The sequence below is a fragment of the Actomonas aquatica genome, assembly GCF_019679435.2.
Classification (GTDB): Bacteria; Verrucomicrobiota; Verrucomicrobiia; order Opitutales; family Opitutaceae; genus Actomonas; species Actomonas aquatica.
Genome location: NZ_CP139781.1, coordinates 5,228,064 through 5,244,240, shown reverse-complemented (window position 1 = coordinate 5,244,240; position 16,177 = coordinate 5,228,064). Strand labels below are relative to the sequence as shown.

14 protein-coding genes are annotated in these 16,177 nt (G+C 66.2%); 9 read left to right on the top strand and 5 right to left on the bottom strand.

The annotated features are described in order from the left end of the window. Positions 1 to 2: 2 nt before the first annotated feature. The 3 genes from kdsA to K1X11_RS20020 all read right to left on the bottom strand — a co-directional run bounded on the left by kdsA (position 3) and on the right by K1X11_RS20020 (position 2,925). On the bottom strand, positions 3 to 800 hold the full coding sequence (kdsA, locus tag K1X11_RS20030) for a 3-deoxy-8-phosphooctulonate synthase (RefSeq protein WP_221029476.1): 798 nt from the start codon (positions 798 to 800) through the stop codon (positions 3 to 5). 50 nt (positions 801 to 850) lie between these two features. Further along, positions 851 to 2,566 carry a CTP synthase gene (gene pyrG, locus K1X11_RS20025; protein ID WP_221029477.1) on the bottom strand — a complete coding sequence of 572 codons (1,716 nt, stop codon included), beginning with the start codon at positions 2,564 to 2,566 and terminating at the stop codon, positions 851 to 853. Between the two features lie 167 nt (positions 2,567 to 2,733). Further along, on the bottom strand, positions 2,734 to 2,925 hold the full coding sequence (locus K1X11_RS20020) for a DUF819 family protein (RefSeq protein WP_221029478.1): 192 nt from the start codon (positions 2,923 to 2,925) through the stop codon (positions 2,734 to 2,736). Between the two features lie 88 nt (positions 2,926 to 3,013). Here K1X11_RS20020 and K1X11_RS20015 point away from each other — a divergent pair, with 88 nt between their 5' ends. The 4 genes from K1X11_RS20015 to K1X11_RS20000 all read left to right on the top strand — a co-directional run bounded on the left by K1X11_RS20015 (position 3,014) and on the right by K1X11_RS20000 (position 7,045). Then, positions 3,014 to 3,400, top strand: coding sequence for a DUF6941 family protein (locus K1X11_RS20015; protein ID WP_221029479.1), 387 nt, complete (start codon positions 3,014 to 3,016; stop codon positions 3,398 to 3,400). 64 nt (positions 3,401 to 3,464) lie between these two features. Continuing rightward, a complete protein-coding gene (locus K1X11_RS20010; protein WP_221029480.1) occupies positions 3,465 to 4,457 on the top strand; it encodes an adenosine kinase in 993 nt (330 codons plus the stop codon). Positions 4,458 to 4,738: 281 nt separating this feature from the next. Then, positions 4,739 to 5,662, top strand: a complete 924-nt coding sequence (locus K1X11_RS20005; RefSeq protein WP_221029481.1) for an ABC transporter ATP-binding protein — start codon at positions 4,739 to 4,741, stop codon at positions 5,660 to 5,662. Positions 5,663 to 5,692: 30 nt separating this feature from the next. Next, a complete protein-coding gene (locus K1X11_RS20000; RefSeq protein WP_221029482.1) occupies positions 5,693 to 7,045 on the top strand; it encodes an ABC transporter permease in 1,353 nt (450 codons plus the stop codon). A gap of 174 nt (positions 7,046 to 7,219) precedes the next feature. Here the strand turns inward: K1X11_RS20000 and K1X11_RS19995 are convergent, their stop codons facing one another. Continuing rightward, positions 7,220 to 7,732 (bottom strand): hypothetical protein, encoded by a 513-nt coding sequence (locus K1X11_RS19995; RefSeq protein WP_221029483.1) that lies wholly within the window; start codon positions 7,730 to 7,732, stop codon positions 7,220 to 7,222. Positions 7,733 to 8,150: 418 nt separating this feature from the next. On the opposite strand from K1X11_RS19995, the gene K1X11_RS19990 reads away from it, so the two are divergent. From K1X11_RS19990 to K1X11_RS19970, 5 genes are all read left to right on the top strand, one after another. Continuing rightward, entirely contained in the window at positions 8,151 to 11,969 is a 3,819-nt protein-coding gene (locus K1X11_RS19990; RefSeq protein WP_221029484.1) for a carbohydrate binding domain-containing protein, read from the top strand. Between the two features lie 316 nt (positions 11,970 to 12,285). After that, complete coding sequence (locus K1X11_RS19985) at positions 12,286 to 13,560, top strand: glutamate-5-semialdehyde dehydrogenase (RefSeq protein ID WP_221029485.1); 1,275 nt, start codon at positions 12,286 to 12,288, stop codon at positions 13,558 to 13,560. A 56-nt stretch (positions 13,561 to 13,616) separates the two neighbouring features. After that, the gene (locus tag K1X11_RS19980; RefSeq protein ID WP_324726033.1) at positions 13,617 to 14,423 is read left to right on the top strand and encodes an SDR family oxidoreductase; all 807 of its coding nucleotides are present in this window, start codon (positions 13,617 to 13,619) and stop codon (positions 14,421 to 14,423) included. Positions 14,424 to 14,497: 74 nt separating this feature from the next. Continuing rightward, entirely contained in the window at positions 14,498 to 15,085 is a 588-nt protein-coding gene (locus tag K1X11_RS19975) for a hypothetical protein (RefSeq protein WP_221029486.1), read from the top strand. 72 nt (positions 15,086 to 15,157) lie between these two features. Next, positions 15,158 to 15,772 (top strand): hypothetical protein, encoded by a 615-nt coding sequence (locus tag K1X11_RS19970; protein ID WP_221029487.1) that lies wholly within the window; start codon positions 15,158 to 15,160, stop codon positions 15,770 to 15,772. 104 nt (positions 15,773 to 15,876) lie between these two features. On the opposite strand, the gene K1X11_RS19965 is transcribed toward K1X11_RS19970, so the two are convergent. Continuing rightward, on the bottom strand, positions 15,877 to 16,164 hold the full coding sequence (locus K1X11_RS19965; protein ID WP_221029488.1) for a hypothetical protein: 288 nt from the start codon (positions 16,162 to 16,164) through the stop codon (positions 15,877 to 15,879). Positions 16,165 to 16,177 lie beyond the last annotated feature (13 nt).

Below are 16,177 nucleotides of genomic sequence, written 5' to 3'. Positions count from 1 at the left end.
AGTCAACCGGTTCGCACTGCCTGCCACACCGCCAGACAGCGGCGCAGCAAACCGGCCAACTCGGCGAGCGGCACCATGTTGGGCCCGTCGCTGATCGCGTTGTCCGGGTCCGGATGCGTCTCCAGAAAGAGTCCATTCGCGCCCGCGCCCAGCGCGGCTTTGGCCAGCGGCTCCACAAACTCGCGCTGACCACTGCTCTTGCCGCCACCCGCGCCGGGGAGCTGCACGCTGTGCGTCGCATCGAGAATCGTGGCGTAACCGTTCTGCGCCATGATCGGGAAGCTGCGCATGTCGACCACCAGGTTCTGATACCCAAAGGTCGTGCCGCGATCCGTCTGCCAGATCTCGGCCGCGCCGCCCTCTTTCAGTTTGCCCACCACATGCACCATATCGGTCGGCGAGAGGAACTGGCCTTTCTTCACGTTCACGACCTTGCCGGTCGCCGCCGCCGCCAGCAGCAGATCGGTCTGGCGGCACAGGAAGGCCGGGATCTGCAACACGTCGACGACCTCCGCCACCGGCGCGCATTGGTCGGCGCTGTGAATGTCGGTCACCACCGGCAGGCCAAACTCGCGCTGCACCATCGCCAGCAGTTCCAAACCCTTCGCCATACCCGTGCCGCGGTCTCCCGCGATGGAGGTGCGGTTGGCTTTGTCGAAGGAACCTTTAAAGACGATGTTCAGCTCCGGGTGCGCCTCGCGCAGCGCGACCAGTTCGGTCGCCACCGTGCGGCAGATGGTTTCGTTTTCCAGCGAGCACGGGCCCGCCAGCAAAAGGAGTTTTTCCGGATCGTAGAGCATGGTCGGTAAGGACGGAAAAAGGCGGGACGTGGGAAGGCGCGGCGGGCGCCTTATTCAGCCGCCTTCGGCTCGACCTTCTTGGCCGCCGGTGCCTTCTTTGTCGCGGCCTTTTTCTTCGCGCTCGCCTTCTTTTTGCCCGGCTTGGCGCTCTTCGCCGCGACCTTCTTGGCCGCCCCCGACTTGTGCTTCATCGCCGCCTTCACAAAGGCTGCGAACAGCGGATGCGCCTCGCTGGGCTTCGACTGAAATTCCGGGTGGAACTGCACCGCCACGAACCAGGGGTGCTTCTTGATTTCCACGATCTCGACCAGGTTGCGACGCGGGTTGATGCCGCTGATGGTCAGACCGGCGCGCTGCATCTGACCGACATAGGCGTTGTTGACCTCAAACCGGTGACGATGGCGCTCACGCACATACTCTTGGCCGTAGGCCTTGCGCGCGAGTGTGCCGGGCTGCAGCTGACACTCGTAGCTGCCGAGACGCATGGTGGCGCCTTTATCCACGATCTTCTTCTGCTCCTCCATGATCATGATGACGGGCTCCTTCGCATCCGGATCAAACTCCAGCGAGTTGGCGCCCTTCAACTTGAGCACGTTGCGGCAGAACTCGATCACCGCGATCTGCAGACCGAGGCAGAGGCCGTAATACGGCACGCCGTTCTCGCGGGCGTATTTGGCCGCCGCGATTTTGCCCTCCGTGCCGCGATCGCCGAAGCCGCCTGGCACCAGAATGCCATCGAGATTCTTGAGCAGCTCGAGGCCGTTCTTGGCCTCCAAATCCTCGGCGTCGATGCGCACCACGTTCACCCGGCAATGGTTCGCGATGCCCGCGTGAGTCACCGACTCGTAGACCGATTTGTAGGCGTCCTGCAGCTCGATGTATTTGCCCACCACGCCGATGGTCACCTCGTGGCGCGGATTGTTGATGCGCTGCACGATGTTGTCCCACGGGTTTTTGTCCGGCATCGGACGCTTCATGCCGAAGAGGTCGACCACCAGATCGTCCATGCCTTCGCGCTGCAGCGCATGCGGCAGTTCGTAAATCGACGACACGTCGCGGCACTCCACCACGGCCTTCACCGGCACGTTGCAGAACATGGAAATCTTGTCGCGCATGCCCTGATCCATCGGGTGCTCGCAACGGCACACCACGATGTGCGGCTGGATACCGATCTCGCGCAGCTTCGCTACCGACTGCTGGGTGGGCTTGGTCTTCAACTCGCCCGCCGCACCGAGATAGGGCACCAGCGTCACATGGATGAAGAGACAGTCGCGCGGCCCCACTTCGAGGGCGAACTGGCGCATCGCTTCGAGGAAGGGCAACCCCTCGATGTCACCCGTCGTGCCGCCGATCTCGGTGATCAACACGTCGACGTCTTTGCCGCCCTGATAAATGCGCTCTTTGATCTCGTTGGTGACGTGCGGGATCACCTGCACCGTCTTGCCCAGATACATGCCGCGGCGCTCGTTCTGAATCACGCTCTCGTAGACCTGGCCCGACGACAGGCTGTTCAGGCGCGAGAGTTTGCCGCTCGTGAAACGCTCGTAGTGACCCAGGTCGAGATCGGTCTCGGCACCGTCTTCGAGCACATACACCTCGCCGTGCTGAAACGGGCTCATCGTGCCCGGATCGACGTTCAGGTAGGGGTCAAATTTCTGAATGCGGACGCGCAACCCGCGGACCTCCAGCAACGCTCCGAGAGCCGCTGCGGTAAGGCCCTTTCCCAAGGACGAAACCACCCCACCCGTCACGAAAATATATTTCATTCAAACGGGTTAACGGTGCCCCCCGAACACTGACAAGAAAAAGCTCCCCGGAGACCCTATTCGCCACGCTTTCGCGCACGAAGTAGGGCAAAGCCCCCGTAACCTCCAGCTCCCCCCGTCTGCCCAATTTCAGCTTTTCAGCCTTTTAGCCTTTCAGCTTTTCCTGCTCAGCCCAGCCACCACCAGACCCCGCCACCGATCACCGCCAGCGCCGCCAGCCCCACGATCACATAGACCGTCCACTTGAGCAGCTTGCCCAGCACCCAGAGCACCGCCAGCGCCACCACGATCACACAGCTCGCCACCAGCCAGCGCGGGTAGGCATTCAGGTTCTGCAAAGCGGCTTCAACGTGCTCCATAAGACCCCTTCCACCAAATCGCCAATTCTCCTCACGCCAAGCAATTCCCCGCTTGCCACAACCACAGCCCCTCCGCCCACTCCCACCCGTGCAATCTAAACCTCAAGTCCTCGTTTGGCTGACCTGCGACGGTGTCCACATCGACCCCGCCACCGGCAAACACACCATCCTCGGCATCTTCTCCAATATCTGCGGCCGCCAGTTCCCGTTCGTCCACCCCTACATGGTCTGGTTTCTGACCGTGAGCGACGTCCAACCCGGCAAGCACAAGGTCCGCATTTCCATGGGCGTCGACCCCGCTCAGATGCAGCCGCTCATCGAGCGCGAGTTCGAATCCAAGAGCCCCCTCCAGCGCATCAATCTCATCAACGAGGTGCGCAACCTCACCTTCCCCGCCCCCGGCCAATACGACCTGCTCATCGAGATCGACGACGAGGTCCTGCTCTCGACCAACATCCAAGTCACGTCCCAATAAGCACCCGCCCCGCCGCGCCCCGCGCCGCCCCGCGCTTCACCGCTCCGCTCCGTTTCGTTTCGCCATGTCCGCTTCCGCCATTGATCTCATCGGCGTCGGGTCCCCCATCATGGACCTGCTCGCCCCCGTGCCCGAGGACTTCCTCACCCAACACGTCGCCGGCGACAAGGGCGGCATGGTGCTCGTCAACGACGCCGAGATGAGCGGCATACTCGCCCACCTGCCCACCGCTCCCGCCACCTCCACCGGCGGCTCCGCGGCCAACGCCACCCTCAACGCCACCCGGCTCGGCCTGCGCACCACCTTTCTCGGCAAGCTCGGCAACTGCGACGTCGCCGCCACCTACCGCAACCGCTTCGCCGCCCTCGGCATCGACACCTCCCGCTTCAAAACCGGCACCGTCCCCAACGCCCGGTCGCTCATCCTCACCACGCCCGACGCCGACCGCACCATGCGCACCGACCTCGGCGCCGCCATGACCCTCTCGCCCGACGAGATCAGCCCGGCCGATTTCGCCGGCTGCCGTCACGCCCACATCGAGGGTTACCTCGTCTTCAACGAAGCCCTCATCAACGCCGTCCTCGCCGCCGCCCGCACCGCCGGCTGCACCGTGTCGATGGACCTCGCCTCCTTCGAGGTCATCAACGCCACTCGTCCTTGGATTTTCAGCCAACTCGCCGAGGGCTTCGACATCATCTTCGCCAACGAGGACGAGATCCGCGCCCTCTTCGAAGACACCACCACGCCCTACGACCAACTCGCCCGTCGCCTCGCCTCCCACGGCGTGACCGCCGCCGTCAAGGTCGGCAAGGACGGCGCCTGGATCGCCCGCGGCGATGAGCTTCACCGCATCGAACCCGTGCTCGTCGACAACGTCGTCGACACCAACGGCGCCGGTGATTCCTGGGCCGCCGGTTTCCTCAGCGCCCACCTCCGCGGCAAATCCCTCGCCGAGTCCGGCCGCATCGCCAGTCACGTCGGCGCCGAAACCGTCAAACACCTCGGCCCCATCATCCCCGACGAAGCCTTCGCCCCCCTCAAAGCCCGCCTCGGCTAAAAAATCCACCGTGGCCGAGGCATCCAGCCTCGGCCCCCCCCCAAATCTTTCTCTTTATTCTTTATCTTTATCTTTCTCCCCGCCCCGCGAAATCCGCCCGCCACTCGCGGCCCGTGATAAAGATAAAGAGAAAGACAACAAGGAGCCAGAAGAGCCCTGCCCCTCGGCCCGCTCCGCGCCGCCCCCACCACCATGACCCCGGCACACCGTGACTAGCCCGTTGGTCACGGTTCACCGCTTTCCGTTCGCCGCCCCGCCTACACGCCCGCAGAACGGATCGCATGCTCGCGATCACTTCGCTCACCAAGCACTACGGCAAACTCACCGCCCTCGACGGCGTCTCCCTCGACATCGGTCCCGGTGAATTTTTTGGCCTGCTCGGCCCCAACGGCGCCGGCAAGTCGACCCTCATGTCGCTCATCGCCGGACTCAAACCCGCCGACGCCGGCACCATCACCCTCGCAGGTCAGCCCGCCGGCTTCGGCCCCGCCGCCGCCCGGACCCGCCGCGACCTCGGCCTCGTCCCCCAAACCATCGCGCTCTACGACGACCTCACTGCCGAGGAAAACCTCCGCGTCTTCGGCGAACTCTTCGCCCTCGATCGCGCCACCCTCCAGGAGCGCATCGACGAGGGCCTCGCCGCCGTCGGTCTCGCCGACCGCCGCAAACACCGCGTCAAAACCTTCTCCGGCGGCATGCAACGCCGCCTCAACCTCGTCGCCGCGCTGCTCCATCGCCCCAAGCTCCTCCTCTGCGACGAGCCGACCGTCGGCGTCGATCCGCAGTCCCGCAACGCCATCTTCGAGTTCCTCGAAAAACGCGCCGCCGAGGGCCTCACCATCATCTACTCCACCCACTACATGGAGGAGGCCACCCGCCTTTGCTCCCGCATCGCCATCATCGACCACGGCAAAATCCTCGCCGACGGTTCCCTGAACGACCTGCTCGGCCACCTCCCCTCCAGCGAGCAACTCGGCCTGCCCCTCAGCGCCGCCGCCACCGCCGCCCTCCCGGCCCTCGCCGCCCACGGCACCGTCACCACCACCGACGACGGCCACCAGATCGCGCTCCACCCCGGCACCCCACTCTCCACCGTCTTCGCCCTCACCGAAAAATACGGCGTGCCCTCCTCCGCCTGCACCCTCTCCCGCCCCGGCCTCGAGGACGTCTTCCTGCACCTCACCGGCAAAGCCTTCCGCGAATAAGTCACCGCCAGCCCTTTTCCCGCTCTCGCCATGCGCACGATCCTCACGCTCCTCCGCAAAGACATCCGCTTGTTTCTGCGCAACAAAACCGCCTTCGGCCTCACCTTCATCGTGCCGCTCGTGCTGGTTTACATCTTCGGCAACGTCTTCGGCGTCACCGGCTCCGGCGGCAGTGGCCCCGCCGGCATCAAGATCGCCGTCGTCAAACAAACCGACGCCCCCATCGCCGACACCATCATCACCGCACTCCAAGCCGAGTCCTCCTTCAAGGTGCTCACCCAATCCGTCGCCGCCGACGGCACCAAGACGCCGCTCACCGAACAAAACGTCCGCGACCTCATCGACGACAACACGCTCCGCTTCGCCCTCGTCTTCCCGCCCGACACCGTCAGCGACGAACGCCTCGGCCTCAAACTCCGCTTCCTCAACAACCCGCGCAACGACATCGAAACCCAGACCGTCACTGGCCTCCTACAAAAGGTCATCTTCACCTCCGCGCCCCAAGCCTTCATGGACGGACTCCGCCAGCGCGCCGAAAACTTCATCGGTATCGAAGCCACGGATACATTCTACGACAACCTGGCCCAGACCATCGCGGAGTCCTTCGGCGCCGACCCGGCCGAAGTCCGCGCCGACATGGACGCCGGCCTCTTCCCCGTCGCCACCGACTCCGCCGCCACCACCGATGCCGAGTCTACCGACTCCGAATCCGCCACCGATTTCCTCGCCCAACTCGTCGACCTGCAAAACGAGCAACTCGCCGGCGCCGACGTCAAAAGCCCCGCCGCCACGCGCGTCGTCGGTGGCTGGGCCATCATGTTCCTGCTCTTCTCGGTCAGCGGAGCTTCGACTTCGCTCTTTGAAGAAAAGCAGGCCGGTCTCTTTCACCGCCTGCTCGCCTCCCCGGTGAAGCGTTCCCACATCCTCTGGAGCAAATACCTCTTCAACGTGCTCATGGGCATGAGCCAACTCGCCGTGCTCTTCCTCGCCGGCCAACTCCTCTTCGGCATCGAGGCCCTCGCCCACTTTCCGATGCTAATGGTCGTCGCGCTTTTTGCCTCCATCGCCTGCACCGCGTTTGGCATGTTGCTGGCCTCCATCTCGCCCAACCCGGCGGCTGCCAGCGGGCTCGCCACCTTCCTCATCCTCACCATGAGTGCGATCGGCGGAGCCTGGTTTCCCACCAGTCTCATGCCGGAATTCATCCAATCGCTCTCCCAACTCACCATCGTGTATTGGTCGATGGAAGGTTTCCTGGCGGTGCTCTGGGCCGGCAAATCCCTCCTCGAAATCCTGCCCATCCTCGGCGTGCTCACCGGCATCGCCGCCCTCGTCAGCGCCTTCAGCCTCTGGCGCTTCAACCGCGGCAACCTCTTCGACTAAGTGTCCCGGTCGCTGCGTTGGAGCAAAGCGACAACGTGGCCCGCCCTGCCCCACCGCCAGCCACCACTCCTTCGCCTCCACCGTAGCCTCCCCACCGTAGCTGCGTTGGAGCAAAGCGACAACGTGGCCCCCTGCCCCTCCGCCCGTCACCCCGCTCCGCGCGCCTTCCCCCGCTCACCGCCCCCCATTCCAACGCCGCCACCAACGCTCACAGAAATCCGCCTCATCAGGTCGCAAACCCGACTCGCCCGTCACTTCCGCAAACGTATACGGCCAATCCTGCGCTCGCTCCACCAATCCCTTTCGCACCGGGTTTTCGGCGATGTAATACGCCAGCGACGCCACCGCATCGCGACCCGCCTCCGCCGGCCGCAACACATGATCGTAAGCCTGCTTCTGCAACGTCACCGGAGGCGGCAGGCTAGCACCCACACTGCGGCGCAACGCCCGCACGAACAGCCGCTGATCGCTGCTATCCCTCCATCCCGCGACCAACAGGTGCAGGTGATCCGGCATGACAACACCCGCCACGACGGCCACCTCGTATTTGGCCGCGGTCGTCACAAGGAGCCCGCGAAAACCCTCAAACCAACGTGCACTCAGCCAGCCCGTCGCCCGCCCTTCGAGGGTCATCGTCCAATGCACCAGCACCCGCCCGCGGTAGGCCGCCGGATCGAGGCGCGGCAAATGCCCCGGTCGGGATTTCCCATCTGCTTGCGCCCCATTCACCCATCCAACCACGCCACGCTTTCACCTCCGGCTCAAGCGCAGCCACATAAATAACTGCCTACGCCCCCCGTAGCCGCGTTGGAGCAAAGCGACAACGTGGCCTCGCCTGCCTCTCCGCCCGTCGCCTCACCGCCGCCACGCTTTCTCCTCCGGCGCAAGCGCAGCCACCCACTCCACCGCCACCGCACCCCCTGTAGCCGCGTTGGAGCAAAGCGACATCGTGGCCCGCCCTGCCCCTCCACGCGTTGTCTCACCGCCAACCGCCACCCTTTCGCACCGGGCTCAAGCGCAGCCACCCACTCCCCCCCACCCACACCGCCTCGGCACCACCGCCTTGCCTCTCTCCGTCGCATGGGGTTTGCTTCAACCAAGCCCCATGACCCCACCCCATCTGCGCCCCCGGCGCGCCGCGCACCGTGCCATCACCACGATCCTCACGGTCCTCGGCGCGCGCCTCCCCCTATTCCTCTCCCTGTGCCTCGCTCTATCCCTCTCCGGGATCCCCCTGCCGACCCAGGCACAGTCCCAGCCCTCACTCACCCCCTTCACCCTCCCCTGGGATGACGACAGCCGCACGGTCACCGACCTGTCCGGCCTCAACACCCCCATCGGCATCACCGCCTCGCACCTCACCGCCAACGCCGCCGGCCAACTCACCCTCAACGGCGAACGCCTCCGCATGCTCGGCGTCAACATCACCGCCGAGTCCGCCTTCCCCACCACCGCCGATGCCAACGCCGTCGCCGGCCGCCTCGCCAAGTTCGGCATCAACGCCGTGCGTTTCCACCACCTCGAAGCCCCTTGGGGCGCACCCAACGTCCTCGTCGACTACACTGGCAACACCTCGCGCAACCTCAGCGCCACCCACCTCGACCGCCTCCACCACTTCGTCGCCGCCCTCGCCACCGCCGGCATCTACACCGACATGAACCTGCTCGTGTCGCGCCAGTTTTACCCCAACGACGGTTTCCCCGCCGCCGTGGCCGAACTCGAATGGAAGGAGCAACAGTGTCTCAGCTTCTTCAACGACCACATGCTCACCCTCCAGCAGGAATACGCCCGCAACCTGCTGACCGCCCCCAACCCGCACCGCGCCAACACGCCCCTCGTCGCCGACCCCGCCGTCGCCTTCGTCGAAATCCTCAACGAATACGGCTTCCTCCAAGCCTGGCACGACGGCACCCTCGACGCCCTCCCCTCCGTATTCGCCGACCAACTACGCGACCACTGGAACGCTTGGCTCGCCACCCGCTACGCCGACACCGCTGCCCTCCTCACCGGCTGGAACGCCGTCAACGAACCGCTCGGTCCCCAACTCCTCGCCAATGCCGACTTCGCCGCCGGCGCCGCCAGCTGGAACTTCGAGCAACACGACTCCGCCGTCGCCACCACCACCGCCGCTTCCACCTTCACCGGCAACACCCCCGCCCTGCGCATTTCCGTCACCACCGCCGGCTCCGCCGCCTGGCACGTCCAGCTCAACCAAGCCGGCAACGCCCTCTCCGCCGGCCAGATCTACACCGCTTCCTTCTGGGCCCGCTCGAACGACGGCTTCCCCCTCAACGGCGTCATCGGCCGCGCCGGCGGTGACTACGCCGCCCTCTACCCGATCGGTAGCGCCACCCTCACCGCCGACTGGCAGGAATTCTCCGCCACCTTCGTCGCCACCGCCGACGAACCCGCCGTGCGCCTCAACTTCAACGGCTTCGGCAACCGCACCGGCTCCGTCGAAATCGCCGCCGTCTCCTTCACCACCGGCGGCTCCGCCGGCAGCCTGCCCGACGGCGTATCCCTCGAGGCCGCCAACATCCCGGCCCTGCTCAAAACCGGCGGCTCCGCCACCGTCGCCCAACAAACCGACTGGTTCCGCTACCTCATCGCCAGCGAGCAGACCTACTGGGATACCATGTATTCATTTATCAAGGACGAGCTCGGCTACCCCGGCATCGTCTTCGGGACCATCGTCGCCAACAGCCCCGCCGGCAATCAAGCCCGCCTCGACGCCGTCGACTCCCATTTTTACTGGGAGCACCCCGTCTTTCCCAACGTCGCCTGGGATCAGTCCGATTGGTATATCGACAACACCTCCGCGGTGAACACCACCACCAGTCACGTCGGCGCTTTCGCCCGCCAACGCGTCGCCGGGAAACCCTTCTTCAACACCGAATACCAGCACCCCGCCCCCAGCCACTACCGCGCCGAGGGCCCACTCATTCCCGCCGCCTACGGCGCCTTCCAGGACTGGGACGGTTTCTGGTTCTTCGACTACGGCGCCGGCGCCTGGGATCGCGGCTACGTCGACGGCTTCTTCGCCATGGACACCGACCCGGCCAAGATGGCCAATGTCCTGCTCGCCGCGCACCTCTTCCGCCGCGGCGACGTCAGCCCCGCCAACTCCCACGTCACCATCGGCTTCGACGCCGACGCCCAACTTCAAGCCACCCTCGCCGGTCGCGCCTGGGCCGTCGGTGACGGCCACCACCTCGGCCTCTCCCCGCGCCACGGTTTTGAATCCCGCGTCGCCCTCGATGTGAACGCCCCCTTCACCGGCGTGCCCGCCGCCCCCACCGCCGACGTGCTCACCGCCGATACCGGCCAGCTCATCTGGGACAACGCCATCGCCGACCGCGGCGTCGTCACCGTCGACACTCCGCGCACCAAAGCGCTCTGGGGGTTCGCCGAGGGCCGCAGCTTCGACCTCGATGGCTGGGTCTTCACTCCCGGCGACACTCGTCTCGATTGGCTCACCGCCGGCGTCACCACCGTATCCGGCGATTCCCTACAATCCTCCCTCGGCTTCACCGCCCTCGTCATCCTCACCGGCGAGCAAATGAACACCGGCCAACAATGGACCGATGCCACCCAAACCTCCCTCGGCACCAATTGGGGCAGCGCGCCCGTTCTCGTCGAAACCGTCCCCCTCACCCTCGACATTCCCCACCCCGCCAGCCGCGTCAGTGCCTGGGCGCTCGATCCCACCGGCAACCGCACCACCGCACTCACCGTCACGGCCACCTCCACCGGCGCACGCCTAACCTTCGGCTCCGCCGCCGATACGCTTTGGTATGAACTCCAGGTCGCCGCCGATCCCACCGTCGCCGCGCCCACCATCGAACTCCACCCCAACGCCCGCCTGCTCGCCCCCGGCGCCGACACCACCCTCAGCGTCGACGTCACCGGCACACCGCCGCTCACTTACCAATGGTCCCACAGCGGCGTGCCGATCCCCGGAGCCACCGCCGCCCCCCTCACGCTCACCAACGTCTCGGGCGCCGACGCCGGCCGCTACACCGCCACCATCACCAACACCCAAGGCACCGCCACCAGCCGCGCCGCCACCGTCGTCGTCGACGCCACCCCGCCCGCCTTCACCGGCCTGTCCAACCTCTCCACCCGCACCGGCACCGGCGCCGGCGCCAACGCCCTCTCCTCCGGCTTCGTGCTCTCCGGCTCCAGCTCCAAATTCGTTCTCCTGCGCGCCGTCGGCCCCGGACTCGCCCCATTCGGCCTCACCACCTTCCTGCCCGATCCGACCCTCGAACTCTACGAACGCGTCGGCAACGACAGCGTCCTGCGCCACTCCAACGACGATTGGGACGCCACCACCGTCACCGCCGCCGCGTCCTCCGTCGGGGCCTTTGCCCTCACGCCCGACAGCGCCGACTCAGCCCTGCGCGTCGACCTCACCGCCGGCGTCTACAGCGCCCTCACGCCCAACCCCACCAACGACGCCAAACTCATCCTCTTCGAACTCTACGACCTCGCCAACGGCGCCACCGGCCCGCGCGTCGTCAACCTCTCCAGCCGCGGCTTCGTCGGCACCGGCACCGACCTGCTCATCGCCGGCTTCGTCATCCCGGGCACCGTGCCGCGCCGCCTGCTCATCCGCGCCATCGGCCCCACCCTCGGCAGCTTCGGCGTCGCCGGCACCCTCGCCGATCCCGTGCTCGAAGTCGGCCAACTCGACGCCAACCAAACCTTCCAACGCCTCGCCCTCAACGACGACTGGTTCCGCGCCGCCAACGCCGCCGAACTCGACACCACCATGGACCAACTCGGCGCCTTCCCGCTCGGCCCCGCCGCCAAAGACGCCGCCGCCATCGTCGAACTCGAACCCGGCCCCTACAGCGCCCTCATCCGCGGCGCCGCCGACACCACCGGCATCGCCCTCGTCGAAATCTACGCCATCGACTGATCGCCCCCGCCCGCCTCCCCACGCCCGCGCCCCGCTCCCCCAGCGCCCATCCCCTCGCCAAGTTGTCACCTATTAGGTGACAAGATTTTCAGCCCCACATTCGAACCCACCCTTATCACTCAGCACTTTACATAACCCCAAATGTAAAAGTGTCACCTAATGGGTGACAACTTGGTGCAGTCTCGCCGGGGTTTGGGGTCTTGCCGGTGGCGTCACTTCGGCGCCTGCCTCATCCGGCACGCGGGCCCGCCGCTTGCGCTTTTTTCCGTGTCTTCCGTTTGATCCGTCGGCACCTTCTGCCTCCCCTTTTTTACCCATGTCCGACGAGCTCGCCCAACAAGTCACCACGATCGCCCAACAAGCCCGCGCCGCTTCCTACGCGTTGGCCACGGCTCCGACCGCGCAGAAAAACGCCGCGCTCGAACACCTCGCCACCCTCCTGCCGGCCGCCTCCGAGCGCCTCATCGCGGCCAATAAACTCGACCTCGACGCCGCCGAAGCCAATGGCCTCACAGCCGCCCAGATCGATCGCCTCACCCTCACACCCGAGCGCCTCGACCACCTCGCCGAATCCGTGCGCCAAGTCGCCGCCCTCCCCGATCCCGTCGGCGCCGCCCTCGAAACCACCACCCGCCCCAACGGCCTCGTCATCGAGAAGCGCCGCGTGCCCATCGGCGTGATCGGCATCATCTACGAGGCCCGCCCCAACGTCACCATCGACTGCGCCATCCTCTGCCTCAAATCCGGCAACGCCGCCATCCTCCGCGGCGGCAAGGAGATCTTCCACACCAACACCGCCTTCGCCGCCTTGCTCGCCGAAGCCCTCGCCGCGGCCGACCTCCCCGCCGAGGCCATCCAACTCATTCCCACCACCGACCGCGCCGCGCTCAACACCTTGCTGAAGCTCGACGAGCTCATCCACTGCATCATCCCCCGCGGCGGTGAGGGCCTCATCCGCTTCGTCGCCCAAAACAGCACCATCCCGGTCATCAAACACTACACCGGCGTCTGCTGCATCTACCTCGATAAAGCCGCCGACCCGACGCTCGCTTCCGCCATCACGGTCAACGCCAAAACCCAGCGCCCCGGCGTCTGCAACGCCGCCGAACAACTCCTCGTGCACGCCGACGTTGCCGCCACGCTCCTCCCCCAGGTCGCCAGCGCGCTCATCGAAGCCGGCGTCGAACTGGTCGCCGATGGCCGCGCCGCCGCCATCCTCAGCACCGCCAATCTTCCCCACGGCATTGCCTCCGACGAGGACCTGCGAGCCGAGTTCCTCGCCCTCAAGATGGCCGTGCGCATCGTCGATTCCGTCGACGACGCCATCGCCCAAATCAACCGCGACAGCTCCGGCCACAGCGAATCGATCATCACGACCGACGCCGCCACCGCCGCCCGCTTCCAAGCCGCCGTCGACAGCTCCGCCGTCTTCTGGAACGCCTCCACCCGCTTCAACGACGGCTTCGAGTTCGGCTTCGGCGCCGAGATCGGCATCAGCACCGATCGCCTCCACGCCCGCGGCCCCATGGGCCTGCCCGAGCTCTGCTCCTACAAATACGTCGTCACCGGCACCGGCCAAACCCGCGGCTAATCACCACTCGCTTCTGTGGGTCGGGCTTTACGCCCGACAGCCGCCCTCGCCCCCCCGTGCCAATCTCCAGCGCCTTCACCGACCAAGTCATCTGGATCACCGGCGCCTCCTCCGGCATCGGGGCCGCGCTCGCCCGCGCCCTCGCCGCCGCTGGTGCGCAACTCGTCCTCTCCGCCCGCCGCGAACCCGAGCTGCAGGCCCTCGCCGCCACCGTCCCCGGCGGCCCGGAGCGCCACCTTGTCCTCCCGCTCGATCTCACCGCAACCGGCACCTTCCCCGCCGCCGTTGAAACCGTGCTCGCGCGCTTCGGCCACCTCGATCGCCTCATCAACAACGGCGGACTCGGCCAGCGTGGCGACGCTGCCGACACGCCGCTCGAAGTCGATCGCCGCATCATGGAGGTGAACTACTTCGGCCAAGTCGGCCTCACCAAAGCCGTGCTCCCCCACCTCACGACCCGCGGGGCCGGTCACATCGTGGTCGTGAGCAGCGTCGTCGGCTACGTTGCGACCCCACACCGCTCGGCTTACGCGGCCTCCAAACACGCCCTCCACGGCTTCTACAACGCTCTGCGCGCCGAGCTGCACCCCACCGGCGTGCGGGTGAGCATCGTTTGCCCGGGCTACGTGCGCACGGAGATCAGCCTGCATGCCCTCGACTCCAGCGGCGGCCGCCATGCCCGCATGGACAAGAATCAGGCCCGCGCCATGAGCGCCGACACCTTCGCCGCCCGCCTCCTGCCGCAACTCGCTGCCCACAAGGAGGAAATCCTCATCGGCGGCCGCGAAATCTACGCCGTTTACCTGCAACGCTTCCTCCCCCGCCTCGTCTCCCGGGTCTTGCGCCGAAGCCCAAAACGATAAGGTTATGGCCCGAGCTCGCACACCGTCGCTCCGCGTATTTTGAACCAAATCCGCTCAATCCGGTCCTACCAACCATGTCCCTTGCCCGCTTCACCTTGATTGCCTTGCTCACCACCACCAGTGCCGCGATCACCACGGCGCAGGATGACACCTCGGATCGCAAACGCGGCATTTCCAGCAACCTCGCCTCGGCGCTCGCCGACACCATGCCGAAGTTCAACCCGCCTCCGCCCAAGGAGGAGAAGGAAGAGGACGACGGCGTCGACGAGGACCTCATGCTCAAGCCCAAGAACGGCATCGTCCGCCTCCCGCAGGTGGTCGTGGAAGGTCAACGTCCCCCGGTCTTCACCGAACGCGAAGTCCACACCGACAAGGGCCTCGCCGATATCGCCGTGAAACGTTATTTTTCGGACACCTCGCAGGCGTTGAACAAATTTAACATCCCCTTCCTCACCATGACCCAGGAAGAGCTGGCCATGATGATGTGGCAGGAAGACGAACGCCTCCGCCTCCTCGACGAGATCAACGACCAGTCCGCAAACGCCTCCTTTATGGGCGACGAGGAGAAAGCCGAAGAACTCAAGGAACTGGCCCACGACACCCTCGGCCGCCAGGACTACCTGCCCACCCCGACCGCCATCCGCACCTCCGGACGGAACTGAGCCTCGTCCCATGCGCCCCCGGCTCCCAACGCTAAGCCTCCCCAGGTAGCTGCGTTGGAGCAAAGCGACAACGTGGCCTCGCCTACCCGGCTCCTTACCGCCGTCCTCTTACTCGCGACACTCGCCACCACCACCCTCCCCGCCCAAGAGCCACCACCTTCCCGGCGCGCCCTTTCCTCGGAAATCTCCGACGCCCTCACCGCTTCGCTGCCAAAATACAATCCGCCCGCCAAACCCGCGGAGGGCACCGACGCCGACGCCACCGCCGCCGACACCGATCCCTGGGCCGACCTCCCCAAACCCAAAAACGGCATCGTCCGCCTCCCCCGGGTCGTCGTGGAAGGCAACCGTCCGCCCATTTTCAGCGAACGCGAAATCCACACCCGCCAAGGCCTCGCCGACCTCGCGGTAAAGCGCTACTTCAAGAGCGACACCCTGCTCGCCCTCAACCGCTTCACCCTGCCCCTCGTCGGCATGGGCAAGGAAGCCTTCGCCATGCTGCTCTACGACCAGGACGAGCGCCTGCGCCTGCTCTCCGAATACGGCGCCGACGCCGACCTCCTCGACGCCCTCGGCGAAACCACCCGCGCCACCGAGCTCCGCGACCTGCTCAACGACACCCTCAGTCACGAGCCCCTCTTCCTCAGCTCCGCCCGCACGCCCTTCCGCGACGCCCGCGGACAATAGGACCAAAATGTAGCAGCGGCCGTCTCGGCCGCTCCCCCCCTCGGCAGTCCAGCTCTCAGCCATCAGCTTTCAGCTCCCAGCCACCAGAGCCCAGCCCCCATCCCCTAGTCCCCAGCGAGCAACTCCGTCGCGATCGCCTCCCACTCGCGCTCCAGCGACACACCCGCCTCCTGCGCCGGTTTGCCTGCCCGCGCATACCAATACCCGGCATTGCCGATGTCGCCCTCCTTGCGGTGCAGGTAGGCATGCACCCAATCCCCCGCCGGACTGCCCACCCTCTGCGCCTCCGTGTGCGCCCGCTCCCAGTCGCCCTGGGCATCCCACCACAAGGCCTGCAGCGCGCCGTCGAGTCCGTCCGGTGAGTCCAAGCCATTGAAGGTCGCGATGTCCATGCGCCCACCGTCA